General features: G+C 70.9%; 22 protein-coding genes. 11 read left to right on the forward strand and 11 right to left on the reverse strand.

Annotated elements, in window-relative coordinates; all coding sequences use genetic code 11:
- Nucleotides 1-2 precede the first annotated feature (2 nt).
- Nucleotides 3-641 carry a 5-formyltetrahydrofolate cyclo-ligase gene (locus C1A17_RS12765; RefSeq protein WP_245873744.1) on the reverse strand — a complete coding sequence of 213 codons (639 nt, stop codon included), beginning with the start codon at nucleotides 639-641 and terminating at the stop codon, nucleotides 3-5.
- A gap of 23 nt (nucleotides 642-664) precedes the next feature.
- On the opposite strand from C1A17_RS12765, the gene galU reads away from it, so the two are divergent.
- The 4 genes from galU to C1A17_RS12785 all read left to right on the forward strand — a co-directional run bounded on the left by galU (nucleotide 665) and on the right by C1A17_RS12785 (nucleotide 4,821).
- Nucleotides 665-1,597, forward strand: coding sequence for a UTP--glucose-1-phosphate uridylyltransferase GalU (gene galU / locus C1A17_RS12770; protein WP_101653333.1), 933 nt, complete (start codon nucleotides 665-667; stop codon nucleotides 1,595-1,597).
- Nucleotides 1,594-2,256 carry a hypothetical protein gene (locus C1A17_RS12775; RefSeq protein WP_101653334.1) on the forward strand — a complete coding sequence of 221 codons (663 nt, stop codon included), beginning with the start codon at nucleotides 1,594-1,596 and terminating at the stop codon, nucleotides 2,254-2,256. The genes galU and C1A17_RS12775 overlap by 4 nt, the downstream gene beginning before the upstream one ends.
- A 3-nt stretch (nucleotides 2,257-2,259) precedes the next feature.
- Complete coding sequence (locus tag C1A17_RS12780; protein ID WP_101653335.1) at nucleotides 2,260-2,874, forward strand: GNAT family N-acetyltransferase; 615 nt, start codon at nucleotides 2,260-2,262, stop codon at nucleotides 2,872-2,874.
- A gap of 96 nt (nucleotides 2,875-2,970) precedes the next feature.
- Nucleotides 2,971-4,821, forward strand: a complete 1,851-nt coding sequence (locus C1A17_RS12785) for a hypothetical protein (protein ID WP_101653336.1) — start codon at nucleotides 2,971-2,973, stop codon at nucleotides 4,819-4,821.
- Between the two features lie 108 nt (nucleotides 4,822-4,929).
- Here the strand turns inward: C1A17_RS12785 and C1A17_RS12790 are convergent, their stop codons facing one another.
- A complete protein-coding gene (locus C1A17_RS12790) occupies nucleotides 4,930-6,387 on the reverse strand; it encodes an NAD-dependent succinate-semialdehyde dehydrogenase (protein ID WP_101653337.1) in 1,458 nt (485 codons plus the stop codon).
- 172 nt (nucleotides 6,388-6,559) lie between these two features.
- On the opposite strand from C1A17_RS12790, the gene C1A17_RS12795 reads away from it, so the two are divergent.
- On the forward strand, nucleotides 6,560-6,904 hold the full coding sequence (locus C1A17_RS12795; protein WP_101653338.1) for a cupin domain-containing protein: 345 nt from the start codon (nucleotides 6,560-6,562) through the stop codon (nucleotides 6,902-6,904).
- 69 nt (nucleotides 6,905-6,973) lie between these two features.
- On the opposite strand, the gene C1A17_RS12800 is transcribed toward C1A17_RS12795, so the two are convergent.
- Complete coding sequence (locus tag C1A17_RS12800; RefSeq protein WP_101653339.1) at nucleotides 6,974-7,294, reverse strand: GNAT family N-acetyltransferase; 321 nt, start codon at nucleotides 7,292-7,294, stop codon at nucleotides 6,974-6,976.
- A gap of 517 nt (nucleotides 7,295-7,811) precedes the next feature.
- On the opposite strand from C1A17_RS12800, the gene C1A17_RS12805 reads away from it, so the two are divergent.
- Nucleotides 7,812-8,774: an ornithine cyclodeaminase family protein gene (locus tag C1A17_RS12805; protein ID WP_101653684.1), complete on the forward strand. Its 963-nt coding sequence runs from the start codon at nucleotides 7,812-7,814 to the stop codon at nucleotides 8,772-8,774.
- The gene (locus tag C1A17_RS12810) at nucleotides 8,771-9,316 is read left to right on the forward strand and encodes a GNAT family N-acetyltransferase (RefSeq protein ID WP_101653340.1); all 546 of its coding nucleotides are present in this window, start codon (nucleotides 8,771-8,773) and stop codon (nucleotides 9,314-9,316) included. The genes C1A17_RS12805 and C1A17_RS12810 overlap by 4 nt, the downstream gene beginning before the upstream one ends.
- A gap of 100 nt (nucleotides 9,317-9,416) precedes the next feature.
- Here the strand turns inward: C1A17_RS12810 and C1A17_RS12815 are convergent, their stop codons facing one another.
- Nucleotides 9,417-10,841 (reverse strand): SLC13 family permease, encoded by a 1,425-nt coding sequence (locus C1A17_RS12815; RefSeq protein WP_101653341.1) that lies wholly within the window; start codon nucleotides 10,839-10,841, stop codon nucleotides 9,417-9,419.
- A 170-nt stretch (nucleotides 10,842-11,011) separates the two neighbouring features.
- Between C1A17_RS12815 and C1A17_RS12820 the strand changes: the two genes are divergently transcribed.
- The 3 genes from C1A17_RS12820 to C1A17_RS12830 all read left to right on the forward strand — a co-directional run bounded on the left by C1A17_RS12820 (nucleotide 11,012) and on the right by C1A17_RS12830 (nucleotide 15,440).
- Nucleotides 11,012-12,304, forward strand: coding sequence for an MFS transporter (locus tag C1A17_RS12820; protein WP_245873746.1), 1,293 nt, complete (start codon nucleotides 11,012-11,014; stop codon nucleotides 12,302-12,304).
- 138 nt (nucleotides 12,305-12,442) lie between these two features.
- On the forward strand, nucleotides 12,443-13,681 hold the full coding sequence (locus tag C1A17_RS12825; protein WP_101653342.1) for a trans-sulfuration enzyme family protein: 1,239 nt from the start codon (nucleotides 12,443-12,445) through the stop codon (nucleotides 13,679-13,681).
- Nucleotides 13,682-13,895: 214 nt separating this feature from the next.
- Complete coding sequence (locus C1A17_RS12830; RefSeq protein WP_101653343.1) at nucleotides 13,896-15,440, forward strand: AMP-binding protein; 1,545 nt, start codon at nucleotides 13,896-13,898, stop codon at nucleotides 15,438-15,440.
- 73 nt (nucleotides 15,441-15,513) lie between these two features.
- Here the strand turns inward: C1A17_RS12830 and C1A17_RS12835 are convergent, their stop codons facing one another.
- The 7 genes from C1A17_RS12835 to C1A17_RS12865 all read right to left on the reverse strand — a co-directional run bounded on the left by C1A17_RS12835 (nucleotide 15,514) and on the right by C1A17_RS12865 (nucleotide 24,752).
- The gene (locus C1A17_RS12835) at nucleotides 15,514-16,812 is read right to left on the reverse strand and encodes a type 2 periplasmic-binding domain-containing protein (protein WP_101653344.1); all 1,299 of its coding nucleotides are present in this window, start codon (nucleotides 16,810-16,812) and stop codon (nucleotides 15,514-15,516) included.
- Nucleotides 16,813-17,142: 330 nt separating this feature from the next.
- Complete coding sequence (dctP, locus tag C1A17_RS12840) at nucleotides 17,143-18,312, reverse strand: TRAP transporter substrate-binding protein DctP (protein WP_245873748.1); 1,170 nt, start codon at nucleotides 18,310-18,312, stop codon at nucleotides 17,143-17,145.
- 368 nt (nucleotides 18,313-18,680) lie between these two features.
- Nucleotides 18,681-19,979, reverse strand: a complete 1,299-nt coding sequence (gene dctP, locus C1A17_RS12845) for a TRAP transporter substrate-binding protein DctP (protein ID WP_245873750.1) — start codon at nucleotides 19,977-19,979, stop codon at nucleotides 18,681-18,683.
- A 123-nt stretch (nucleotides 19,980-20,102) separates the two neighbouring features.
- Nucleotides 20,103-21,623 (reverse strand): TRAP transporter large permease, encoded by a 1,521-nt coding sequence (locus C1A17_RS12850; RefSeq protein ID WP_101653346.1) that lies wholly within the window; start codon nucleotides 21,621-21,623, stop codon nucleotides 20,103-20,105.
- A 26-nt stretch (nucleotides 21,624-21,649) separates the two neighbouring features.
- Nucleotides 21,650-22,186 carry a TRAP transporter small permease gene (locus tag C1A17_RS12855; protein WP_101653347.1) on the reverse strand — a complete coding sequence of 179 codons (537 nt, stop codon included), beginning with the start codon at nucleotides 22,184-22,186 and terminating at the stop codon, nucleotides 21,650-21,652.
- A gap of 201 nt (nucleotides 22,187-22,387) precedes the next feature.
- The gene (locus C1A17_RS12860) at nucleotides 22,388-23,557 is read right to left on the reverse strand and encodes an acyl-CoA dehydrogenase family protein (protein WP_101653348.1); all 1,170 of its coding nucleotides are present in this window, start codon (nucleotides 23,555-23,557) and stop codon (nucleotides 22,388-22,390) included.
- Nucleotides 23,558-23,609: 52 nt separating this feature from the next.
- Complete coding sequence (locus C1A17_RS12865) at nucleotides 23,610-24,752, reverse strand: thiolase family protein (protein WP_101653349.1); 1,143 nt, start codon at nucleotides 24,750-24,752, stop codon at nucleotides 23,610-23,612.
- Between the two features lie 148 nt (nucleotides 24,753-24,900).
- Here C1A17_RS12865 and C1A17_RS12870 point away from each other — a divergent pair, with 148 nt between their 5' ends.
- Nucleotides 24,901-25,650 (forward strand): 3-hydroxyacyl-CoA dehydrogenase, encoded by a 750-nt coding sequence (locus C1A17_RS12870; RefSeq protein ID WP_101653350.1) that lies wholly within the window; start codon nucleotides 24,901-24,903, stop codon nucleotides 25,648-25,650.
- The last annotated feature ends 15 nt before the right edge of the window (nucleotides 25,651-25,665 follow it).

A 25,665-nucleotide genomic window follows, 5' to 3' on the forward strand; every position in this document is an offset into this window, starting at 1 on the left:
GATCAGCCGTTCCCCGCAGGGCGGCCCCGGGGGAGGGTGCCGCGGTCCGGGTCGGCGACCCCGCTCTCGGTGACGACGGCGTCGACGAGGAGGTCCCAGGGCTCGGCCGGCAGCCGGTCGACGATCTCCTCGGCGAAGCACACGCCGAGCAGGCGACCGGATCCGCGCGCGAGCGGCGCGACGCCGGCCGGTCCGAAGGTGCGGTCGTAGAACCCGCCGCCGTTGCCCAGGCGGGCCCCCGTCCGGGAGAAGGCGAGGCCGGGGACCAGGAGGAGGTCGGCCGCCGCGAGCGCCCCTGCGGCGTCGACCGTGCGCTCGGGCTCGCGGATCCGCCAGCGGCCCCGGCGGGGGAGGTCGGCCATCGGCCCGGCGAGCCGTCCGAAATCGAGGGGGCGGTCCGGCGAGGTGACCGGCAGCAGGACCTGCGTCCCGGCGGCGTGCGCCCGGTCGAGGGCGAGGTCGAGATCCGGTTCGCCGGGGAGCGCGGCGTAGCCGATGACGGTGCGGGCGCCGGCGAGGACCTCCGCGAGGACCGCGGCGAACGCGCTCGCCGTCCCTGCGGCCTCCGCGGATCCCGCGCGGGCACGGCGCCGGGCGCGCACTGCGGCGCGGCACTCGACCTTGTTCGGCTGCGACTCCACGGTCACAGCGTAGACTGACGGACATGCCTGAGAAGACACCCGCACCCGTGCGCAAGGCCGTGATCCCCGTCGCCGGACTCGGCACCCGGTTCCTCCCCGCCACCAAGGCCACGCCCAAGGAGATGCTCCCGGTCGTGGACAAGCCGGCGATCCAGTACGTCGTCGAGGAGGCCGTCGCCGCCGGGCTCTCCGACGTGCTCATGGTCACCGGCCGGAACAAGCGGCCGCTTGAGGACCACTTCGACCGCGTCGACGGGCTCGAGAGCGCGCTCAAGGACAAGGGCGACGACGCCAAGCTCGCCGCGGTGCAGTACGCCTCCGACCTCGCCGACATCCACTACGTGCGCCAGGGCGACCCGCTCGGACTCGGCCACGCGGTGCTCAAGGGACATCAGCACGTCGGGCACGAGCCCTTCGCGGTCCTCCTCGGCGATGACCTCATCGACGAGTCGAATCCCGTCCTGCCGAGGATGATCGAGGTGCAGGAGCGCACCGGCGGCTGCGTCGTCGCACTCATGGAGGTCCCGCACGACACGATCAACCTCTATGGCTGTGCCGCAGTCGAGCAGACGGGGGAGGACGGGGTCGTCCGGATCACCGGTCTCGTCGAGAAGCCGGACCCGGCGGACGCTCCCTCGAACCTCGCGATCATCGGCCGCTACGTCCTCGCGCCGGAGATCTTCGACGTCCTGCGCAGCACCCCTCCCGGCCGGGGCAACGAGATCCAGCTCACCGACGCGCTCGAGACCCTCGCGGCGGACCCGCAGTCCGCCGGTGTCTACGGGGTCGTGCTCGAGGGCGACCGCTACGACACCGGTGACAAGATCAGCTACCTCAAGGCGGTCGTCCAGCTCGCCGGCCGCCGGGAGGACCTCGCCGAGGAGCTCCACACCTGGCTGCGTGAGTACGTGGCGGCTCTCGACGCCCCGCAGGTCGGCGGCGACGCCGCCCGATGACCGAGATCCCCCGGCCGTGGGTCGACGACCGGTCGATGCAGACGTTCGCCGTCCTCATCGCGCCGGTGTCCGCGGCGGTCGACAGCGGCCTCGGCCGGACGGTCGCGACCGCGTTCGAGGAGGCCGGCTTCTCCGCCGTCGAATCGATCCTCGGGTCGGGGGAGCGGATCCAGGCGATCTGCGATGAGGCGGCCGGCGGATTCGACGTGCTCGTCACCCTCGGGGGGCTGCGCGTCAACGGCGATCCCGATATCGCCGACATCCTCCGGGGCGAGGTCGAGGTCGAGCTCCCCGGCCTCGCGGAGCTCCTCCGGCGCGAGCAGTTCGCCGCCGGGCACCGCCGGAGCGTGTTCGAGACCCCGCTGGCCGGGCGCCTCGAGGACACCCTCGTCGTCACCCTGCCCGATGATCCCGGGGCGGTGGAGGCGAGCGCACCGCTGCTCGCCGGCCTCGCTGCGGAGCTCCTCGCCGAGCGCGACCTGCCGCCCGTCGACGGCATCGAGTTCGATCTCGACGCCGAGGGCGGCGACGCAGTGCCGTGGCCGGTCGTCGTCGACGAGCCGCACCCCGACGCGACGATCCTCCACATGTGGGGATCGCGCCGCCGGCCCGGTGCCGAACCGCACGACCCGGACGCCGACCCCGTCGGGACGGACTGAGCGATGAGCGGTTTCTGGCCGGTGGTGCTGTCCGAGGGCGGGCTCGTCCTCCGGCCGCTGCGGCGCCAGGACGCCAAGGAGTATGTCGAGGTGCGCCGCCACAACGCGGAGTGGCTGCTGCCGTGGGAGGCGACGAATCCCGACCCCGGGTACTCGCTGCCGGCCTTCCCCACGCTCCGCCGCCTCCTCAACGGGCAGGCGCGCCAGGGCCTGCTCCTGCCGTTCGCGATCGAGGTCGACGGGCGCTTCCGTGGCCAGCTCACCGTGAGCTCGTTCCAATGGGGGTCGCTCATGAGCGCCACCGCGGGCTACTGGATCGACGAGCGGGTCGCCGGCCGCGGAATCGTGCCCACTGCGGTCGCGCTCGCCACCGACTACTGCTTCTCCGGTCTCGGCCTGCACCGGATGGAGATCAACATCCGGCCGGAGAACGCCGCGAGCCTCCGCGTGGTCGAGAAGCTCGGCTTCCGCGACGAGGGGATCCGAGAGCGGTACATGCATATCGACGGGAAGTGGTGCGACCACCGCACGTTCGCCCTCGTCGCCGAGGACGTGCCGTTCGGGCTGCTCGATGCATGGCAGCGGACCCGCAACCGGTCGGAGCGCGACTTCGGCTGAGCCGCCGGTCCGGCGGCTCGGTTCCGGCGCCAGCCCGATCCCGACACACCCCTCGTGATCCGATCGTGACCTCGCTCTCCCTTCTACAGTTGGACTGTGGATACCAGCATCACCATCGCCCTCGTCATCGGAGTGCTGTTCGTATTCCTGTTGCCCGCTTTCCTGCGGCGCATCGACCGCACGATCACCCACGGCCACATCGACGAGGTCCCCGCCACCGCCCGCGCCTGCGCCGAGGTCGGACCGCGCTCGTGCCTCCGTCCGGCGGACGGCCCGCGCCTCTACGCCGCCGACCGCGCGGCGTCCGAGTTCACCCCGCCGCAGATCGTTCACCCCGCGGCGGGCGCGGCACCGGAGCTCCACCTGTCCCGGCCCGTTCCGCAGCTCGCGGTCATCGACGGCGCGGTCGGCTCCGCGGCGGGCCGGGACCGGACCGCCGCGCCGCGCGACATCGAACCGGAGGAGGCGGTCCTGCCCCTGGCGGTCGGCCAGTCCGCATTCCTCCCGCTCACCGCACACCACGACCCGATGGACTCTCCCATGACTTCTTCCCACACGCCTCCCACCGCGGGCGCCTCGATGCAGCAGCGCTCGAACCGGGACCTGCCGGCGCACCTGCGGGCCCGGATCGCCGAGGCGCGGCACACCTCGGGCACCGCAGGCGGTCCGACGCCCGGAGCGGGTCGCCCGGTGCGCGGTGCGTCACGGCCGGCACCGCAGGGGTCCCACCGCGGGCCGCGGCCCGCGGGCGAGGCCCGTGCGCACGGAACCGCTGAGCCCGCTGCCCCGTCCGTCGGTCCCGAGGCCGAGGAGCGGATCGCCCGCCTCCGCTCCGCTCTCCCGTTCGTCGGCCTCGGCTTCCTCGTGACCGCGCTCGCCGCGCTCGTCACCGGGATCCTCGTCCCGTTCGGCGTGCTCCCATGGGCGGTTCCGGTGCTCGCTCTCGTGCTCGCCGTCGGCAGCCTCGCCATGGTGCGCTCGATCAACCTCACCATCCGCCGTCTTCGCCGCGACGGTCTCGCATCTCCCGAGGTCCGCTCCGCCGCGGACGAGTACGCCGCTGGTGCCGGCGATCCGGTCCGGAGCCGGACGGCGTCGACGAACGCCCGGACCGGCGGTTCCGACTCCGCTGATCGCATCGGGTCGGAGGACCGGGATTCGACCGTCGACCTGTCGGCCATCCGTGCGGTGTTCGCCGCTCGTGCGGACGACGCTGCTCCCGCCGCCGAGGCCTCCGCCGACGAGGAGTCGCACGGCACCGCCGATGCGCACCGCGACGGAGGGGTCGGCGCGAGCGACCAGGCCGTCGCCGACGATTCCGAGGCCTCCGAGGACGCTGAGGGCCGGAACGCGGAGCCGGGTGCTGACGCCGAGCGCCGGAGCTCGCGGCGCGGGCTCCGGGTCTCCCGTGCCCGTGAGCGCGTCGTGCTCAGCCTCGGTGCCGAGGAGGACGCGACCCCGGCTCCTGCCGAGCAGCCCGCGCCCGCCCCGCAGACCTCCGCCGCAGTGACGCCCACCGGACTCGGCGCCGACCTCGCCGTCGACGACGCGGCGGAGGGTGCCGCGGAGCACCGCACCCCGGACCGCTCCGCCGCGGCCCCGGGCGGCGACCTGCTCGCCACGCGCTTCGCCGCGACCGGCTGGACCCCGTCGCCGGTGCCGGCCCCGACGTACGTCGACGCCCCCGTCGTCGACCGGGCCCGCCCCGAGCCGGTCGTCCCCGACGCCTCGTCGTTCCACCTCGAGCCGCAGTCCAAGGAGAGCCTCGCCGAGCGCTTCGCCGCCGAGCTCGGCTACCGTCCCGAGCTCGAGGACGCCGCTCGCGAGGAGGACGCCGCGCCGGCCCGCGCGGACGGACCGCTCGCCCACGGGCGCACCGCGATCGGCGGAGCCCGCACCCGCGGGGTCGCCCGCGTCGACGAGGTGCTCGCCCGCCGCCGCGCCTGAGTCCCGCCGCCACCGTCCGCACCGCGTTCGCGCGGTACCGGCCCCGGACCTGCGAACGGCCCCCGATCCGCAGGGATCGGGGGCCGTTCGCGCTGACGGGCCGGGGGATCAGCCGCGCGGCAGCGCCACGTACTTGACCTCGAGGAACTCGTCGATGCCGACGCGTCCGCCCTCGCGGCCCAGGCCCGACTGCTTGTAGCCGCCGAACGGGGCGCCCGGGTTGGAGATCAGGCCGGTGTTGAGCCCGATCATGCCGCACTCGAGCTCCTCGGCCAGCCGCATGGCGCGGCCGATGTTCTCGCTGTAGAGGTAGCCGGCGAGGCCGTACTCGGTCTCGTTGGCGAGCGCGATCGCCTCCTCATCGGTGTCGAAGGGGGTGATCGCGGCGACCGGTCCGAAGATCTCCTCGACGCGGATGTCGGAGTCCTCCGGGACGTCGGTGATGACGGTCGGGGCGTAGAAGAACCCGTCACCGTCGATCTTCTGACCGCCGGTGAGGACCTTCGCACCCTTGGAGACCGCGTCGTCGACGAGCTCGGCGACCTTGTCCCGGGCCTTCTCCTCGACGAGCGGGCCCACCTCGACGCCCTCGTCGAGTCCGTTGCCGACCTTCATCGCGCCCATCCGCTCGGCGAGGCGCGCGGAGAAGTCGTCGGCCACCGACCGGTGGACGAAGAAGCGGTTGGCGGCGGTGCAGGCCTCGCCGATGTTGCGCATCTTGGCGACCATCGCGCCGTCGACGGCCTTGTCGAGATCGGCGTCCTCGCACACGACGAACGGGGCGTTGCCGCCGAGCTCCATCGAGGTCTTCATGACGTTCTTCGCCGCCTGCTCGAGCAGGCCCACGCCCACCTCGGTCGACCCGGTGAAGGTGACCTTGCGGGCGATCCCCGACTCCATCCAGGGGGTGACGACCCGGCCTGCGGAGTTCGAGGTGACGACGTTGAGCACGCCGGCCGGGAGGCCCGCGTCGACGAGCGCCTCGACGAGGAGGAGGGAGGTGAGCGGGGTGAGCTTCGCGGGCTTGAATACCATCGTGCAGCCGGCGGCGATCGCCGGGCCGATCTTCCGGGTGCCCATCGCGAGGGGGAAGTTCCACGGCGTGATGAGCACGCTCGGACCCACCGGCTCACGGGAGACCATGATCCGGGTCTTGCCGTCGGGGGACTGGGTGAAGTCGCCGTCGATGCGGACGGCCTCCTCGGAGAACCAGCGGAAGAACTCGGCGCCGTAGGTCACCTCGCCCTTGGCCTCGGACAGCGGCTTGCCCATCTCCGCGGTCATCACCGCAGCGATGTCGTCGGCGCGCTCGATGAGGAGTTCGTAGGCGCGGCGCAGGATCTCGGCGCGCTCGCGGGGAGCGGTGCGGCCCCAGGAGTCCTGGGTCTCGCCGGCGACCCGGATGGCCTCCTCGGCGTCGGCCGCGGAGCCGTCGGCCACCGCGGTGAGGACCTTCCCGGTGGCCGGGTTGATCACATCGATGGTCTTGCCGCCTTCGGCATCGCGCCACTGTCCGTTGATGAACAGGCCGGTCTGCATGCGGTCGATGATGGGCTGGACATCCATTGCGATGGTTCCCTTCCGTTGGGTGGTCCTGGCTCGCAGGGGCTGGGGTCAGTCTAGTGTGTCGCGGCGCTCGTTCCAGCGCTCTGTTCGGTTCGTGGACGGCGCCCGCGCACCGTGCGGGACGCGGGGAGCGGACCTGGACGGGGTCGGTGTCCGCTGGTTGGATGGGGGCATGATCGATCTCACCTCCACCGCCGCCGAGCTCCTCGAATCCGCCCGGACGGACGCCCACGGTCGGGCCGCCCACCTCGTCGCCCACGACGGAGTGCTGCGCCAGCTCGTCCTCGCCCTCCGCGAGGGCGCGGAGCTCGCCGAGCACAACGCACCCGCGGCGGCGAGCCTCCAGGTGCTCTCCGGGAGCGCCCGGCTGTCCTACGCCGAGGGGTCGGAGACCGCGGACGTCGAGCTCGCCGGCGGCGATCTCACGCTCATCGCGCACGAGCGCCACGGGGTGCGCGCGCTCACCGACTGCGTGCTCCTCCTCACCACGGTGACCGGACAGCCGGACCGCGCATGATCCGGGTCCTCGGGATCCGATGCGAGGGGTGACGTCGAGCCTTCCGCTCCGGGTCGCGGGACTCCCCGTTCAGCGGCGGGCGATGTGCTCGTCCCAATCGTCGTGCTCGCGGACGAAGTCGGCGACGAACGAGCATGCCGGGACGATCGTCAGCCCCTCGGCGACGGTGGAGTCGAGGGCGTATCGGACGACGGCACCCGCGAGTCCGCGCCCGCCCCAGGCGGGCAGGGTCTCGGTGTGCGGGAACAGGCGCTGCTCGCCCCGGTCGCGGTATGCCGCGAGGCTCACCCGGGTGTCGCCGTGCCAGGCGGCGAACTCCGAGGCCTCGGTGCTGTGGCGGAGCTCGAAGGTCTCGCCGTCGATCTCGATGGTGCGGGCGTCCTGGCTCATGAGTCCTCCTCGATGCGGAATCGACGCCCGCGGCGCTGACCGGGCCCTCGGCGGGCCGCGCGCCGCGGCTGACCGGATCAACGCCGAGGTGCGCGGCGGTATTCCGGATGCCGCCGGGCCGGGCGCCGGCCGCCCCGGCGGTTCCTGGTGACCAGGGGGCGGAGCGCAACGCAGTTCCGGTCGCCGTTCCCGGTCCTGAGGCCGACAGCGCAACGGAAACTGCACTGGCCGACGGAAACCTCGACAGGATCCGTCGGCCACCGCAGTTTCCGTCGTCGTCTCACGTCCGAGCGAGCTGGGGTGGCCGCGTCGGAGGGGGCGTCCGCTGCGGAAGGGGAGTCCGCGGCCACGGCGGAGGGGGAGTTCGCCTCCGCCGCGGAAGGGGAGCTCGCAGCCGCGGCGCCGTCCGAGGGCGCCAGTACAGTGGGGTGCAGACGGCGCACCCGTGGACTACGTCTGCGGACCGCACGATGATCCGCGTGCGGCGATTCGCGCCCATCCGGTCGAGGAGGACTTCATGAGGATTCTGGACGAGAACACCGTCACCGCGGCGCTCGACTACGCCGGAGCGATCGAGGCGCTACGCACCGCGCTCACCTCGGACTTCGATCCCGCCGACGACGCCACCCGGCTGTCGGCCCCGCTGAGTCGGGGCGAGTTCCTCTTCATGCCCGCGGAGATCGGCGCCTACGCCGCGGTCAAGGTCCTCACCGTGACCCCGGACAACCCCGCGGCGGGCCACCCGCGGATCCAGGGCAGCTGCCTGCTCCTCGATTCGCGGACCCACTGCACGCTCGCGATCCTCGACGGCCCGGCGATCACCAACCTGCGGACCCCGGCGGTGTCGCTGGCCGGAGTGTCCGACGCGCTCACCGCGCGGTTCCCCGACGGTGTCCGGATGACCGTGTTCGGCGCTGGGGTGCAGGGTCTCCTCCATGTCCACGCGGCGCGCGCCGTCGTCCCGGTGAAGGAGGCGACCGTGGTCGTCCGCTCCGCCGGGCGCGGGGCCGACTTCCTCCGCGGTCTCGCCGCCCTCGGGATCCCCGGGACCGAGGTCGTCGGCGCCGACGACTCGGGTGCCGACTCCGCCGACCTCACCGCGGCGCTCGCGGCCTCCGACCTCGTCGTCACAGCGACCTCGGCCGCTGAGCCGCTGTTCGACGACGCGGCGATCCGCGACGACGCCGTCGTCATCGCCATGGGCTCCCACAGCCCCGAGGCGCGCGAACTGCCCGCGGCTCTGCTCGGCCGCAGCACGGTGATCGTCGAGAGCCGACACACGGCGCTCGACGAATGCGGCGACGTCGTCCTCGCGATCGCCGACGGCGCTCTCACCATCGAGGACACCGTGACCTTCAAGGAGGTCGTCACGAGCGGCGGCGCCGTCCTCGCAGGCGACCGCCCCGTGGTGTTCAAGACCTCGGGCATGTCGTGGGAGGACCTCGTCGTGTCCACCGCGGTCTACGAGAAGGCGTCGTGACCGGCCTCGTGCCGCAGGTGGCCGGCGCCGCCGATGTCGACGACCTCGTCGCGCTCATCGAGTCGGCGTACCGGGGCGACGCCTCGCGCGCCGGCTGGACCACCGAGGCCGACCTGCTCGACGGCCAGCGCACCGACGCGGACATGGTCGCCGAGATGATGGCCCTGCCCGGCAGCGTCGTGCTCCTGCTCCGGGACGAGGCGGGCGCCGCGCTCGCCACCGTCAACCTCCGCGACCTCGCCGGCGGCACGGTGTACTTCGGCTCCTTCGCGGTGTCACCGCGCGGGCAGGGGCGCGGGGTGGGCAGTGCGCTCATGGACGCCGCCGAGGCCTTCGCCCGCGATCGCTTCGCCGCCGAGCGGATGCGGATGACCGTCATCGATCAGCGCGCCGAGCTCATCGCCTTCTACGAGCGCCGCGGCTACGTGCGGACCGGCGAGCGCGAGCCCTTCCCGTACGGCGATGTGCGGTTCGGCGAACCGCGCACCGATGATCTCGAGTTCGTCGTCCTCGTCAAGGAGTTCGATCCGCAGGCGGTGTGAGCGCGACCCGCAGACGGTAGGAGCCCGACCCGCAGGCTGGCTGAGCTCGATCCGCAGGCCGGCTGAGATCGACCCGCGCGCGGCGTGACGCCGCCCCGCCTCAGAACAGCATCGCGGGGACGACGAGGCCGCCGACGAGGAGGACCGGCCCGACGACGACCATCGACAGGCCGAACCGCAGCAGGATCCGCGTGAGCCGCTCCTTGTCCTCCCCGGGCGCCGTGGCGACCACCGTGGCACCGAGGGTGGAGAATGGGGACACGTCGACGACCGCGGAGCAGATGCCGAGCGCGGTGATGAGCGCCCAGCCCGGCAGGCTGCCGTCGGCGACGAGCGGGAGCGCGAGCGGCACGAGTGCGGCGAGGATCCCGGTCGTCGAGGCGAACGCGGACACGAGACCGCCGACCGCGCAGAGGACGAGCGCGGCGATGATCGGCGATCCGATGGCCTTCGCTCCCTCGCCGAGCAGATCGACCGCTCCCATCGTCTCGAGGACGCCGACGAACATGATGATGCCGCCGACGAGCAGCACGGTCGACCAGTCGATCTTGCCGACGGCGTTCTTCCCCGTACCCGGGTCGACGACGGTGAGTAGCGCGGCGAACGCGAAGCACAGCAGACCGATGTCGGGTTCGAGGCCGAAGGCGGCGATGGCGACGACGGCCGCGATGAGCCCGATCATGCAGATCACGGTGAGGATCTGGATCGGGGTGAACGGGGGCAGCGGTGCGTCGTGGTCGTCCGCATGGGCGGCATCGAAGGCCGCATCGTCCTCGTCGCCCTCGCCGAACGCGATCCCCGCGGTCGAGGCCGAGCCCCGTCGGAGCGCGGTCTCGCGCTCGAACGGATGGTTGCCGGGCGGGCCGCTGATCGGCGCGAGATCGGGCACGTCGAGCCGATCCGCGGATCCGTTGCCGCGGCCGCGGCGGGAGAAGAACCCGCGGCCGAACATCGCATAGGCGGCGAGGAGCAGAATCAGGTAGACGAGGACGGTGATCCCGAACAGGAGCAGGGGGTTGAGGCCGATCCCGGCGTCGTGGGCGGTGCCGTAGGTGACGATGCCGTAGAGGCTCGTCGGAGCGAACCCGCCGGCGCCGATGCCGAAGCAGATCGACAGGCCCATGAGGGCGTAGTCGACGCCGTAGCGGCGGGCGACCTGCATGCCCACCGGCATCATGACGAGCCCGGCCAGGGGAGCGCCCATCGCGGCGATCCCGGAGGTGAGGACGAAGAACACGACCGGGATGAGCGCGGCCTTCGACCCGATGCGGCTGAGCGCCGCGTCGATGATGCGGTCGACCGTCCCGTTCGTCTGCGCGATCGCGAAGAAGTACGTGACGCCGACGAGGAGCACCATGATCGACAGCGGGAACCCGGCGACGACCTCGTCCATCGGAAGGTCGGTGAGGAGGAGCGCGGTGCCGGCGGCGCCCGCGACCATGAGGACGCCGATGTGGACCCCGCGGATCGCGCCGAGCGCGAACAGGGCGATGAAGATGACGATGGCGGCGATCTGTGCGAGCACTCGGGCCTCCGGATGACGACTCGACGATGAGCTGACTCCTCGACGCTACACCCCGACCCGCCGGTAGGGCGGACTCCGGCGTCGCCGCCCGGTGTGCGATGATGCGAACGGGCCCGGTGCCCAGCGCTCCCGGTCCGCCCCCACCGGTCCGTTCACCGAAGGAGTCGTCCGTGCCGTCGCCGCTCGCTGCCCAGCAGGCCAAGCTCATCGCCGCCCAGCTGTTCTCCGGGGCCGGCATCGCCTCCGGGTACGCGGTGGGAGGTCTCCTCGCCGAGCAGATCACCGGGCGGACCGCGATGGCCGGCTTCGCGCAGATGAGCGTGATCTTCGGCGCCGGCGTCGTCGCCTACCCGCTCGCCGCGCTCGCCGCCCGTGCCGGACGGCGGACCGCGCTCACCCTGGGCTTCGGCATCGGCACCCTCGGCGCGCTCGTCGTCCTCCTCGGCGTCGCCCTGAGTTTCCTGCCGCTCTTCATGCTCGGGATGATGATGTGCGGGTCCTCCACCGCCGCCGGCCTCCAGGCGCGCTACGCCGCCGTCGATTTCGCCGACCCGCGGTCCACCGGTCGCGCGATGTCGCTCGTCGTCTGGGCGACGACGGTCGGCTCCGTGCTCGGTCCGAACTTCACCGCGCCCGGTGCCCGGCTGGGCGAGGCGCTCGGCATGGATCCGCTCGCCGGCCCCTACCTCATCTCGATGCTCGCCTTCGCGATCGCGGCCTTCTCCGCCTCGACGCTCGCCCGGGGGGTGAGCACCTCCGGCGCCCCGGCCTCGGATGCTCCCGTCGGCGACGACTCCGCCGACGGCGCCCCCACCGCGGCCGCGCCGTCGGCCGCCGCTGCCGGTCGCCTCGGGCTCGGCGAGGCGCTGCGGTACGCGCTCGCCCGTCCGGTGCCGGCGTTCGCGATCGTCACGATCATCACCGGGCAGATGATGATGACGAATGTCATGGTGATGACGCCGGTGCACATGGACCATCAGGGCTTCAGCCTCGGCGCGGTCGGCATCGTCGTGAGCATCCACATCGCCGGCATGTACGCGCTGTCCCCGCTGTTCGGCTGGATGTCCGACCGCTGGGGTCCGGGATCGGTCATCGGAGCGGGCACCGTCGTGTTCGCAGTGACGATCGTCCTCGGCGTCGTCGATGCGCTCGCCGAGCGCTCCTCGATGCCGCTGCTGAGCACCGCGCTCCTGCTCCTCGGCGTGGGCTGGTCGATGTACCTCATCGGCGGCTCCGCGCTCCTCACCCGCGCGGTGCCGCCGGAGGCGAAGGTCACCCTCCAGGGGGTGTCCGACTCCGCGATGAACCTCGGCGGGGCGCTCATGGCGGCGACGGCCGGCACCGTGCTCGGGCTCGGCGGGTTCCTGTGGATCAACCTCATGGCGACCTTCGTCCTCGCCATCTCCGTCGTGTTCGGCATCCGTGCGATCCCTCACCTCCGCCGAGGTGCCGCCGAGGCCTGAGCCGGCGGGGCCGGGATGCCTGAGCCGACGGTGCCGGGCGGGTCCCCGGGGCGCGAGCGTCGCCCCGCTCGGATCGCTGCTCCGTCCGGTGCGCGGACGCTCCGGATCACGTGCGCCGCACCGGTCTACAGTGGCCCCATGACACACCACTGGGCTCCCGAGACCGTCGTCGTCGAGACCGGCCGGCCGCCGCGTGAGCACGATGCCGCTCTCAATCCGCCGATCACGCTCACCTCGACTTTCATCGGCACCGCCGGCATCGAGCAGGGCGGCCGCCAGTACGGCCGCTACGGCAATCCGACGTGGGAGCCCTTCGAGCAGGCGCTCGCGGAGCTCGAAGGCGCGGCGCTCCCCGGACTCGTGTTCGCCTCGGGCCTCGCCGCCGTCACCGCCGCGCTCACCCTGGTGGAGCCCGGCGGCACGGTGATCATGCCCCGCCACTGCTACCTCGGAGCCCTGTCCGGGGCCCAGGAGGCCGCCGCGACCGGACGGTTCCGCATCGTCACCGTCGACATCGCGGACAGCGCGGCGGTGCAGGCCGCGATGACGCGCGCCGTCGCGGATGCGCCCGCCGGTGCCGCCGGTGCCCGGGCCGGCGGCGCCGCGCCTGGGGACGCTGCGGAGAGCGCGGGCTCGGACGCACCGGCGACCGGGCGCCGCCCGGTGCTCCTCTGGCTCGAGAGCCCGACGAATCCCATGCTCGAGGTCGCGGACCTCCCTGCGCTCATCGAGCACGCCCGCGGGGCCGGCGTCCCCACCGTCGTCGACAACACCTTCGCCACCCCGCTCGTGCAGCGCCCCCTCGAGCTCGGTGCCGATGTCGTCCTCCATTCGGTGACGAAGTCGCTCTCCGGACACTCCGATGTCGTGCTCGGAGCCGTCGCCACCTCCGACCCAGTGCTCCGCGAGACCCTCCATCACCACCGCTCGGTGACCGGCGGGATCGCCGGACCGTTCGAGGTGTGGCTCGCCCTGCGCGGGCTGCGGACGCTCGCCCTGCGCGTCGAGCGGTCCCAAAAGAACGCGCTCGAGCTCGCGCGCCGCCTGAGTGCGCGCCCCGGCATCGAGGTCCGGTTCCCCGGCCTGCCCGACGATCCCGGGCATGCCCGCGCGGCCGCCCAGATGTCCGGGTTCGGCTCGATCCTCTGCATCGTGCTCCCCACCGCCCGGGCGGCGACCGCCGTCGCGGAATCCGTGCGGCTGTGGACCCCAGCGACCTCGCTCGGTGGGGTCGAGAGCCTGCTCGAGCGCCGCCGGCGGCACGCGCAGGAGCCGCATTCGGTGCCCGAGGGGCTGTTGCGGCTCAGCGTCGGGATCGAGCACGTCGACGATCTGTGGGCCGACCTCTCGGGTGCGCTCGACGTCGCCCTCGGCTGACGCGGGGGCGGCGGCAGCCACCCCCCGCGGCTCGCCTGCGGCAGGCGGGATCTTCCTCGTGCGGTACGCCTGTGCGGTCGGTGACCCCGGGGCGGGCCTTTACCCGGCCCGGCCGGTTCATTAGACTCGCCATAGTGAACGTTTGATCAGTGCCGGGCGATGGAACGCCGACGCAGAGGTCGGGGCGCCGCCGGTGCGCAACAGAGGAGTTGCCGTGGACCTGGAATTCGAGCTCGCCCGCACCCACCTGCCGATCGCCGGCGTCTACCGCCACGCCCATGAGATGCCCGAGCGCACCGCGCTCGTCGCCGGCGACACGGTCATCTCCTACGGCGAGCTGCTCGAGCGGGTGCAGGCGACCGCCGCGCGGCTCACCGCCGCCGGGGTGGGCCGGGGCGACCGCGTCGCGCTCGTCGCCGGCAACGCCGCCGAGTTCGCTGTCGTGCCCTATGCCGCCTACCTCATCGGCGCGATCATCGTGCCGGTGAACTTCCGCCTCGCTGCCGGGGAGATCGCCTACATCCTCGACAACTGCGAGCCCTCGGTCGTCGTCGCCGACGCGGAGCGCGCCGAGGTCACCCGGACCGCGCTCGGCGCACCCGTCGTCGGGCGCGCGGGCGGACCGGCCCCGGAGCTCATCGACCTGCTCGAGATCACCGCTCCCGCAGACGAGTCGCTCACCGCGCCCGACCCCGTGGTGTGCTCGATCGACGACGACCAGGCGATCATGTACACCTCGGGCACCACGGGACGCCCGAAGGGGGCGGTGCTCACCTATTCGAACTTCCTCGCCACGACCATGCGCTCCTCCGCCTCGTGGCAATACGTGCCCGGAGCGGACGCGGTCCTCATCGCGTCGCCGATGTTCCACATCGCCGCCTTCAACGTGCTCACGACGAACATCGCCAACGGCGCCACCTCGGTCATCACCCCGTCGACGGGCTTCGACGCCGGCCACCTCCTCGACGTCATGGCCGAGCACCACGTGACCCGGACCTTCATGGTCCCGGCGCAGTGGCAGCTCATCGTCGACGAGCAGCGCCGCAACCCCCGGCAGGTCGACCTCCGCTTCTACAGCTGGGGTGCGGCCCCGGCCACCGAGGCGCTGCTCACCGCGATGGGGGAGACCTTCCCCGAGGCGAGCTCCCAGGCTGCGTTCGGGCAGACCGAGACCACGGCCTGCGGGGTCTCGCTCTCGCACGAGGACTCGCTGCGCAAGCTCGGCTCGGTGGGTCTGCCGGACCGCAACTACTCGATCCGGGTGGTCGATCCGGAGATGAATGACGTGCCGCGCGGGGAGGTCGGTGAGATCGTCTACCGCGGGCCGGGCGTGATGAGCCGCTTCTGGAACAACGAGGCGGCTACGGCCGAGGCGTTCGCCGGCGGCTGGTTCCATTCGGGGGACCTCGTGCGGCAGGACGAGGAGGGGTTCCTCTATGTCGTCGACCGGGTCAAGGACATGATCATCTCCGGCGGGGAGAACATCTACTGCGCGGAGCTCGAGAACGTCATCGCCTGGCATCCGAAGGTCGCCGAGGTCGCGGTCGTCGGCCGGGCCGACGAGAAGTGGGGCGAGGTGCCGGTGGCGATGATCGTGCCGCGATCCGATGACGATGCGCCGACGCTCGAGGAGATCCGGGAGTTCTGCGACGGGAAGCTCGCCCGCTACAAGCTGCCCAAGGACATCGTCGTCAAGGACGCCTTCCCGCGCTCCGGCACCGGGAAGATCCAGAAGACCGTGCTCCGCGACGAGGTGTGAAGCGGGGCATCCGCCCGGGTGAGAGTGCAATTTCGGAAGGTTTCGCGCTCAGGAACCTTCGAAAATTGAGGTCTCAGTGGGGGCGGTGGGGGAGCATGGTCTGCTCGAACAGCACCGCGCCGAGGTCGTCGTAGCTCGCATCCTCCGGGTACCATTCGGGCATCCGGGTGAACTCCCCGCCGTCGGTGTGGCCGAGCTCCTCGATCTGCTCGGCCCATGCCCGCGCGGCCTGGTCGAGCCGCGCCGGGACCTCGGGTACTCTGGCGTCCTCCGCGGTGCGGGTGCTGAGCTGGCCGGCGTGCTCGGCGATCGCCGACTGCACGTCCGCATCGAAGGGTCGGACCGAACCGCCGGCGGTTAGGGCCTGCTCGACCGCCACGGCCTTCGCCCCGATGACGAGCTCGGTCATCGTGCTGAACGCCGTCGCCATGGAATCGAAGATCACCTGCTGGTAGGCCAGCGGCAGCTCGGAGTAGGTCTTCCCCGCGACATAGGCGCCGGCGGCGCGGGAGAACCCGGCCTCCGTCGTGTAGCCGATGTGCGGGGCGACCTCGAAGGTGCCGGCCTCGACGTTGGGGGCGAGCTGTCCGAGGTCGCAGTCGACGGTGCCGCGCTGGAGCGCCTCGTAGGTCTCGGGGAACGACAGCGACACCGGTGAGGCGCCGAGCTCCGTGACCTGCTCGCCGGCGGCCGCGGAACCGATCCGCATCTGCGTGCCCTGCCAGTCGGCGCGCCCGGTGAGCGCCTCGGAGCACATCGTCGAGTACCCGCCGGAGGCGAGCAGCGGGATGAGAGGGACGAGGTCCTTGTCTGCGAACTCCGCGAGCACCTCGGGCGTGTCCCACCCGGCCTGCACCCCGGCGGCGTTCGTCGTGAGGTCCCCGGAGACCGGGGAGGACGGCAGCGTCGACATCGCGGTGCCGATCGCGTCGAAGGCCGGGTACTCGGTCGGGGCGTAGGACGGCAGGGTGTAGGCGAGGTCGACCCGGCCGTCGGCGAGCGCGTCGTCGATCTCCGCGTACGAGGCGATCGCCTGCCCCCACACGACGTCGACGGTGATCTTCCCGCCGGAGCGCGTCTCGATCGCTTCCGCGATGTCGGTGCCGTTGGGGCCGAGGATCGACTCCGCCGAGGTCGCGGAGGGCTGGTAGGTGATCGTCACCGGGTCGAGCTCGGCGAGTGCGGCATCCACCTCGGACTGCGCGGCCCCGAACGCGAACCCGGCGCCCGCCTCGGCGGACCCCTGGTCCGCGGCGCCTCCCGCGCCGCCGGCGCACCCGGCGAGCAGGCCGGCGGCGGCGAGGAGTGCGATCCCCGGGCCGGCTCCGCGGCGGGCGAGGGGTGGGGCGATGGTGGCCGGGGTGCGGTGCATGGTTCTCCTAGGGCGTTTGGCGGGCGTGCACCCACCCTATTCCGCAGGTGGGCGATCCGATCGGGCCTGCGGTATGACGATCGCCACAGTCCCGTCTCCGGCTCGCCAGGGCGGTGCCGTGGTCCAGCGCGCACGACGGTGGGCCGTTCCCGGATGATGGGGTCCCTGGACGCGCGCCCGCGGACCCTCCAGGACGCACGACAGCGCCGCCGGAGGGGAGATCCCCTGCCGGCGGCGCCGTTGTGGGTGGACGTGCGTGTACCCGATGAGCGTGCCAGGTCAGTGCATGAGTCGGGTCAGCACATGGGCCCGATCGGTGCGTGAGCCCGATCAGCCCTCGGCGCCCGGACGGTGATCGACGAACGCGTCGTCGTAGACGGCCTGGCCGACCTCGCGGTAGTCGGTCTCGGTGTCGTACCACTCGTCGAAGTCCGCGGTGGAGCCGCCGTCGGTGAAACCGAGCTCCTCGATCTTCTCGGTCCACTGCTGCTCGGATTCCTCGACGCGGCTGGTGATGTCGTCACCGAGGATGCCGGAGGACTGGATCTCCTCCTTCTTCGCGTCGTTGAACTCGCCGATTTCCGTCTGCAGGTCGGCGGGGAACTCGACGATCTCGCCGTCGGCCTCCTTGGCCTGCTTGATGCCCTCGGCGTTGCCGCCGATCGTCGTCATCATCTGGCCCTGGTAGTAGTCGGCGTAGACGTCGAACAGGATCTGCTGGTAGGCGAGCGGCAGCTGCTCGTACTTCGTGCCGGCGAGGATCGCGCCGGGGGAGCGGGTGTAGCTCGTCTCCGTCATGTAGCCGACGTGCGGAGCGACCTCGAAGATCCCGCCCTCGGCGCTCGGTACGAGCTGGGCGAGGGTGCAGTCGACGGTGCCGCGCTGGAGAGCCTCGAAGGTCTCGACGTACTCGATGGACACCGGCGAGGCGCCGATCGAGGCCATGAGATCGTTCTGGGTCGCCGAGGCGATGCGGACCTGCCGGCCCTGCCAATCGTCCTTCTCCATCCCCGGGTCGCTACACACCGAGTAGTAGCCGCCGGAGGCGACCACCGGCACGAGCGGGGTGATGCCCTTCGAGGTGTACTCCTCGACGATCTCCGGGGAGTCCCAGGAGACGTCCGCGGCGACCGCGTTGGCGACCATCTCACCGGTGAACGGCGAGGGGGAGATGCCGGCGAGCATGTCGCCGAGCGCGTTGACCGCGGGGAACTCGGTGGGCTGGTACACCGGGAGGGTGTACGCGAGATCGACGCGGCCGTCGGCCAGCGCGTCGTGCACCTCGCCGTAGCCCGCGATGGCCTGACCCCACACGACGTCGACGGTGATCTTGCCGCCGGACTTCTCCTCGATCGCCTTCGCTAGCTGCGTGCCCGAGGGCGACTGGATGGAGGCCTCGGACGCGGCGGAGGGCTGGTAGGTGATCGTCACCGGGTCGAGATCGGCGATCGCCGCATCGATGTCCTCCTGCGAGGCGCCGAGCTCGTAGCCCCGCCGCATCGATGTCCTCCTGCGAGGCGCCGAGCTCGTAGCCCTCGCCGCCGCCGGCCTCCCCGCCGCCGCCTCCTCCGCCGGCGCTGCCGGCGCAGGCGCTCAGCCCGAGGGTGAGCGCGGTGGCTGCGGACAGGACCCCGATGGTGCGGGTGCGCGTGAAGAGGATGCGCTGGTTCTTCATCATGACTCCTTCGGTCATTCGGGTGGATGCCCCGGTGGGGCGTCCGGATCTGTGGGGTCCGTGCCGGCGATGCGGCCGGCGGGTGTCGCTCCGGCCCGGGGAAGGCTGCGGCCCGGCGGCGCTCCCGCCCCGGACTCGCCGGTGGCGGGGACCGGAGCCGGTCCCCGCCACCCTAGGGCATGATACTCGCTCGTCAGCTCGGACGGTGCTCCATGTCCGCGCCCTTCTCGTAGGAGGTGCGGGCGTAGTCCATGTAGTCGGTCTCGGTGTCGTACCAGTCGTTGAAGTCCTTGGTCTCACCCTCGTCGGTGTAGCCGAGGGCCTCGAACTCCTGGGTCCACTTCTCCTCCGCTTCCTGGATGACGGTCGAGATGTCCTCCCCGATCTGGCCGTTGCCGATCGCGTCCTCGGTGAGGGTCTCGGAGTAGGCCATGATCTCCTGCTGGATGTCGTCGGCGAAGGGGTTGACCTCGCCGCCGTTGTCCTTGGCCTGCTGAACCGCGGCCGCGTTGCCGTCGATGACCGCCTTCATGCCGCCGGAGGAGGCGAGCGCGTTGCTGTCGAAAATGATCTGCTGGTAGGCCAGCGGCATGTCCGGGAAGCTCGATCCGGCGAGGTACGCCCCCGGGGAGCGGGAGAAGCTCGCCTCGGTGGTGTAACCGAGGTGCGGGGCGACCTCGAAGATCCCGGCCTCCGCGCTCGGCACGAGCTGGCCGAGCGTGCAGTCGACGGTGCCGCGCTGGAGCGCCTCGAAGGTCTCGGTGTACTCCATCGACACCGGGGAGCCGCCGAGGTGCTGGACCTGCGCCGACTGGGCGGTGGACGCGATGCGGACCTGGAGGCCCTTCCAGTCGTCCGCGGACTCCACCGGATCGGCGCACACCGTGTAGTTGCCGCCGGACGCCGCGAGCGGGGTGAGGGGCACGAGGCCCTTCTCCTCGTACTGGGTGAGGACGTTCTCATTGGCCCAGGCGATCTCCTTGCCGACCGCGTTCGCGACGAGCTCGCCCTGGAACGGCGAGGCCGGCAGGCCGGCCATCGCGGTGCCGAGGTCGTTGACCGCGGGGAACTCGGTGGGCTGGTACACCGGGAGGGTGTAGGCGACATCGATCCGGCCGTCGGCGAGCGCGTCGTGGACCTCGGCGTAGCCGGCGATCGCCTGGCCCCAGACGATCTCGACCTCGATCTGGCCGTTCGAGCGCTCCTCGACGAGCTCCTTGAACACCGTGCCGGCCGGGGCCATGACGGAGTTCTGCGAGGCGGCCGAGGGCTGGAAGGTGATGGTGATCGGGTCGAGGCCCTCGATCGCGGCGTTGACGTCCTCCTGCGAGGCGCCGTACTCGAAGCCGGAGCCGGCATCGCCTCCGCCGCCTCCTCCGCCGCCCGAGCCGGCGCTGCCGGCGCACGAGCTCAGTGCGAAGGTCAGTCCTGCGGCCATCGCGCAGATACTCAGCGCCCGGCGGGACGGCCGGAACGTGGTGAGTGCTTTCACTGGTGTCTCCTTTGTGGTCGTTCTCCGTTGAACGGGTGAAAGGCGGCCCGCACCGTGGTGCGGTGCGGGCCGGGCGGTCGTGCCGGGAACGGGGTTCCCGGCACGACCGGTGCCGGTGTCCGGCTACTGGGTGGCTGTGCCGCCGCTCGTGCGCTCGAGGAGGTCGGGCAGCCATTCGGTCATCTGCGGGACCGCGATCATGATCCCCAGGAACAGGATCGCGATGGGGAGGAACCAGGCCAGGGACACGAACACGTCCTTGAGGGTGACGGTCTGGCCGAGGTTGACCTCGGGGCTCTTGCAGATGTTGTGGACGATGTAGGACAGGATGCCGACCGGCGGGGTGATCATGCCGAGCTCTCCGAGGAGGACGACGAACACGCCGAACCACAGCGGGCTGACCTCCATCGCCTCGAGGGTGGGCAGCAGGATCGGGATGGTCAGCAGCATCATCGACAGGGTGTCGAAGAACATGCCCATGACGATGTAGAGCACGACGAGGACGAGGAGGAAGCCCACCCGGTTGAGTCCGAAGCCGAGGATGAAGTCGGTCATCATCGGTGCCAGGCCGGTGATCGCGAGGAGCTTGGTGAGCATCTCCGCGCCGATCATGATGAAGAAGATCGCGGCGGTCGCGCTCACCGTGGAGAACGCGGCGTGGGTGACCTTCTGGAACGGCTTGTCCTTGCGGGTGTAGAACAGCGTGAGGAGAAGCGCGGTGAGTGCGGCGGCCGCGCCGGCCTCGGTCGGGGTGAAGACGCCGGAGAACATGCCGCCGAACAGGACGATCATGATGACCGGGAAGCCCCAGATCTCACCGAGGGACTGGAAGCGCTCGCCCCAGGTGACCCGGTGCACCTCGCCGGTGGCGTCCTTGCCGCGGCCCACGAGCTTGGGGGCGATGATTCCGAGGACGAGGATGAAGAGCGCGAAGGTCACCGCGATGAGGATGCCCGGGACGGCGCCGGCGACGAGCTGCGGGCCGACCGGCACGCTGGCGATGCCGGCGTAGACGACGAGGAGGATCGACGGCGGGATGAGGTTGCCGGGCAGGCCGGCGACGATCACGGTGCCGACGGCCAGGCGCTTGTCGTAGCCGGCGCGGAGCATCTCGGGGATGCCGGCGCGGCCGAGCGCGTAGGTCATGCCGATCGTCGAGCCGGACACCGAGGCGAGGCCGGCGCCGGCGGCGGTGGTGCCGATGCCGATGCCGCCGGGCAGCCAGGAGAACCAGCGGTCGGTGGCGCGGTAGATCTTCGTCGTCATGCCCGACTGGGTGAGCAGCATGCCCATGAAGATGAACATCGGGAGCACGGAGTACGACCACTTCGACACGCCGTGGAACGGCGAGGTCGAGAGGATATTGATCGTGGCCGGGATGCCCGAGAGGGCGTACACGCCGATGAGGCTCGGGACTGCGAGGGCGATCGCGACGGGCACGCTGAGGAACATCAGGATGATCATCATCGCGATGCACCACATGCCGGCGACCGCGCCCGACGGGCTGGTGAACAGGCCGACGAGGCAGATCGCCACGAGAGCGAATCCGACGATGAGCGAGATGATCCCGGGCTTCTTGCGACGGGAGTCCGAGGGCAGGACGCTGGGGATCGTCCCCAGGTTGGTGTCAGCGGAGGTAGACATAAGTGCGATTCCTGTCTGGGAGCCCGTCAGATGACGGTTTCTTCGATGTCGTGCTGGGCATGCTCGCCGGTGAGCAGGTCGACCTCAGGGTCGCCGGTGCGGAGCGTGACGATGATGTCGACGACGAAGAGGATCGCCAGCACGACGAACACGAGCGGCACGAGGAAGTAGACCGGCCAGGTGATGATGTCGGTGACGCCGGCGGTCGAGCCCATCTCCATGTTCTCCATCGCCTCGTGGAATCCGAACCATGCGAAGCCGATGCTCACGAGGGCGGACAGGGCGAAGGCGAAGATCTTGAAAATGGCCGCGGTGCGGTGGCTCATCCGCTCGATGACGAGGGAGACGGTGATGTGCTCCTTCTGGAGCTGCGCGGCCGGGATGCCGAGGAGCGCGATCATCGGCAGGTACCAGTACGCGACGATCTCGTTGGTGCCGTAGATCGGCGCGTTGAAGAAGTACCGGAGGAGAGCGTGCGCGACGACGTGGAGCATCATGACGATGAGCGCGATCGCGGTGAGGACGGAGAGGACCTTGTCCGCGCCCTGGTTGAGTTTCAACATCGGAGTCACCTTTGATTCGACGATGGACCGGCGGTGATGCCGGTGTGAGCTGCGGCATGATGCCGACTCGCTTGGATCAACTTAACGATTGCTCATTAGAAATACAAGACGCCCCAGGAAAAACCTGAAACCGTTATCAAGTTTCTCCTGCGGGCGTCCCGCGGAGGGTGAGAAGGCGGCTCGGACGCCGCCTCCTCGGGCCTACTTCTTGGGGGCGTAGCGCTTCTTGATGTCCTTGCCGATGATGTACTTCATCACCTCGGACGTGCCGCCGTAGATCGTCTGGATCCGGCTGTCGCGGAACGCCCGACCGATCGGGTACTCGAGCATGAAGCCGTAGCCGCCGTGGAGCTGGAGGCAGCGGGTGACGACCTCGAGCTGGAGCTCCGCGCCGACGAGCTTGGCTTTCGACGCCTCGACCGCGGTGAGCTCGTCGTCGTTGAGCGCGAGCGCGCAGCGGTCGACGTAGGCCTCGAACGCATCGACCCGGGCCTCGAGCTCGGCGAGCTCGAACTGGGTGTTCTGCAGGTCGCCGAGCGTCCCGCCGAACATCTCCCGCTCGAAGACGTACTTCGAGGTCCACTCGAGCGCGGCGCGGGCGCCGGCGAGCCCGCCGGTCGCGATCCCCATGCGCTCGTAGGGCAGGTTCGTCATGAGGTGGATGAATCCCTTGCCCTCCTCGCCGAGGAGGTTCGCGTGCGGCACGCGGACATCGGTGAAGGACATCTCCGAGGTGTCCTGCGCGGCGAGGCCGACCTTGTTGAGGTTGCGGCCGCGCTCGAACCCGGGGGTGTCGCAGTCGACGATGAAGAGCGAGACGCCCTTCGAGGCCGGGACGTCCGGGTTGGACCGGGCCACGACGACGACCCAGTCGCAGTTCTGACCGTTGGTGATGAAGGTCTTGGCCCCGTTGATGACCCACTCGTCGCCGTCGCGGACGGCGCGCGTCGTGATGTTCTGGAGGTCGGAGCCGGCGCCCGGCTCGGTCATCGCGATCGCCGCGATCTTCTCACCGGCGGCGAGGCCCGGCAGGTAGCGCTGCCGCTGCTCGTCGTTGGCGAAGGACTCGAAGTAGCCGGGGACGATGCCGTCGGACACGCCCCAGCCCGAGGTGGCCGAGCCGAAGCCGCGCTTGGCGACCTCCTCGCCGCGGACCATCTCGAAGCGGTAGTCCTTGATACCCGAGCCGCCGTACTCCTCCGGCAGGGAGAAGCCGATGACGCCGGCGTCGGCGGCGGCCTTCCACATCGAGCGGTCGACGATCTTGTTCTTCTCCCACTCGTCGAAGTGGGGTGCGACCTCTTTCTCGAGGAACGCCGCGACGGTCCTGCGGAAGTCCTCGTGGTCGGCGGTGTACAGATTGCGCTTCATCGCACTCTCCTGGGTGTGGTAGCGGCGGATTCGCCGGTCGTGGACGAGCGGCTCAGAGCAGCTCGAGGATGGTGGCGTTGGCCTGGCCGCCGCCCTCGCACATCGTCTGCAGGCCGTACTTGATGTCGTTGTTGACCATGTTGTGGACCATGGTCGTCATGAGGCGCGCACCCGAACCGCCGAGGGGGTGGCCCATCGCGATCGCTCCGCCGTGCGGGTTGAGCTTCTCCGGGTCCGCGCCGATGTCCTTGAGCCAGGCGAGCGGGACCGAGGCGAAGGCCTCGTTGACCTCGAAGGTGCCGATGTCGTCGACCTTGAGGCCCGACTTCTTGAGGGCCTTCTGGGTGGCCGGGATCGGGGCGGTGAGCATGATCACCGGATCCGAGCCGGCGAGGACGGCGGTGTGGACGCGGACGAGCGGCTTGAGGCCGAGCTGCTTGGCGCGATCCGAGCTCATCATGAGGAGGGCGGCCGAGCCGTCGGAGATCTGCGAGGCGTTGCCGGCGGTGACGACGCCGTCCTCCTTGAACACGGTGCTGAGCTTGCCGAGCTTCTCCAGGGTGCCGCCGCGGCGGATGCCCTCGTCGGCGGTGATGAGGCCGTGCTCGGTCTCGACCGGGACGATCTGGGACTCGAAGGCGCCGGAGTCGGTGGCGGCGGCCGCGCGTTCGTGGGAGAGGAGGGCGAAGCTGTCCATCGCCTCGCGGTCGAAGCCCCAGCGCTCGGCGATCATCTCCGCGCCGACGCCCTGGTTGGGCTTGGTGTTGTCGTAGCGGGCGAGGAACTTCTCGCCGTAGGGGACCTTGCCCATCGAGGACGAGCCCATGGGGTTGCGCGACATCGACTCGACGCCGCCGGCGACGACGATGTCGTACTGGCCGGCGATGATGCCGGCGGCCGCGAAGTGCACGGCCTGCTGCGAGGACCCGCACTGGCGGTCGACGGTGACGCCGGTGACGGTCTCGGGGAATCCGGCGGACAGTGCGGCGGTGCGGCCGATGTCGCCGGTCTGCTCACCGGCCTGGGTGACGCAGCCCCAGACGACGTCGTCGATGAGCTCGGGGTCGACGCCGGCGGTCTTCACGAGGTCCTCGAGGACGAGGGCGGAGAGGTCGGCGGGGTGGATGCCCGAGAGCACGCCCTCGCGCTTTCCGGTCGGGGTGCGGCGGGCTGCGACGATCACTGCATCGGTCATGGGAACTCCTCTGTTCGTGCGGGATGCGATCGGTAAAAAACAGACTAAACGTACGATCAGCTTCACATATCCGGGAAAAACAGTCAATATGGACTGGTAAGCATTTCCGCTGCGTTCACACGCGTTCATTCGATGAGGAGTCAACGATATGCAGATCAAGGATCAGGTGGCGTTCGTCACCGGTGGGACCTCGGGCCTCGGACTGGCCACCGCGAAGGCGATCGTCGCCGCCGGCGGCAAGGTCGTCGCCTACGACCTCAAGGGCGGGGAGGCCGTCGCCGACATCGACGGCATCGAGTTCGTCCAGGGCGACGTGACGAACGAGGAGCAGGTGCTCGCCGGCCTGGCCAAGGCCAAGGAGCTGGGTGACCTCCGCATCGCCGTCAACTGCGCCGGCCTCGGCAACGCCATCCGCGTGTCGGGCAAGAAGGGTCCGTTCCCGCTCGACAAGTTCAACTTCGTCATCCAGGTCAACCTCGTCGGCACCTTCAACGTCATCCGGCTCGCGGCGGCGCAGATGCAGCAGGCCGAGCCGATCGACGGTGAGCGCGGCGTCATCATCAACACCGCCTCGGTGGCGGCGTTCGACGGACAGATCGGACAGGCCGCGTACTCGGCGTCCAAGGCCGGCGTCGTCGGCATGACCCTGCCGATCGCCCGCGACCTCGCCTCGACCCTCATTCGGGTCAACACCATCGCTCCGGGCATCTTCGAGACGCCGCTCATGGCCGGCGCCTCCGAGGAGACCAAGGCCTCGCTCGGCCAGCAGATCCCGCACCCCTCGCGACTGGGCCAGCCCTCCGAGTACGGCGCTCTCGCCCAGCACATCATCGAGAACCCGATGCTCAACGGCGAGACCATCCGGCTCGACGGCGCCATCCGCATGGCGCCGAAGTGATCCGGGCCATCGACC

Origin of the sequence: Brevibacterium ihuae (assembly GCF_900184225.1) — a bacterium.
Taxonomy (GTDB): domain Bacteria; phylum Actinomycetota; class Actinomycetes; order Actinomycetales; family Brevibacteriaceae; genus Brevibacterium; species Brevibacterium ihuae.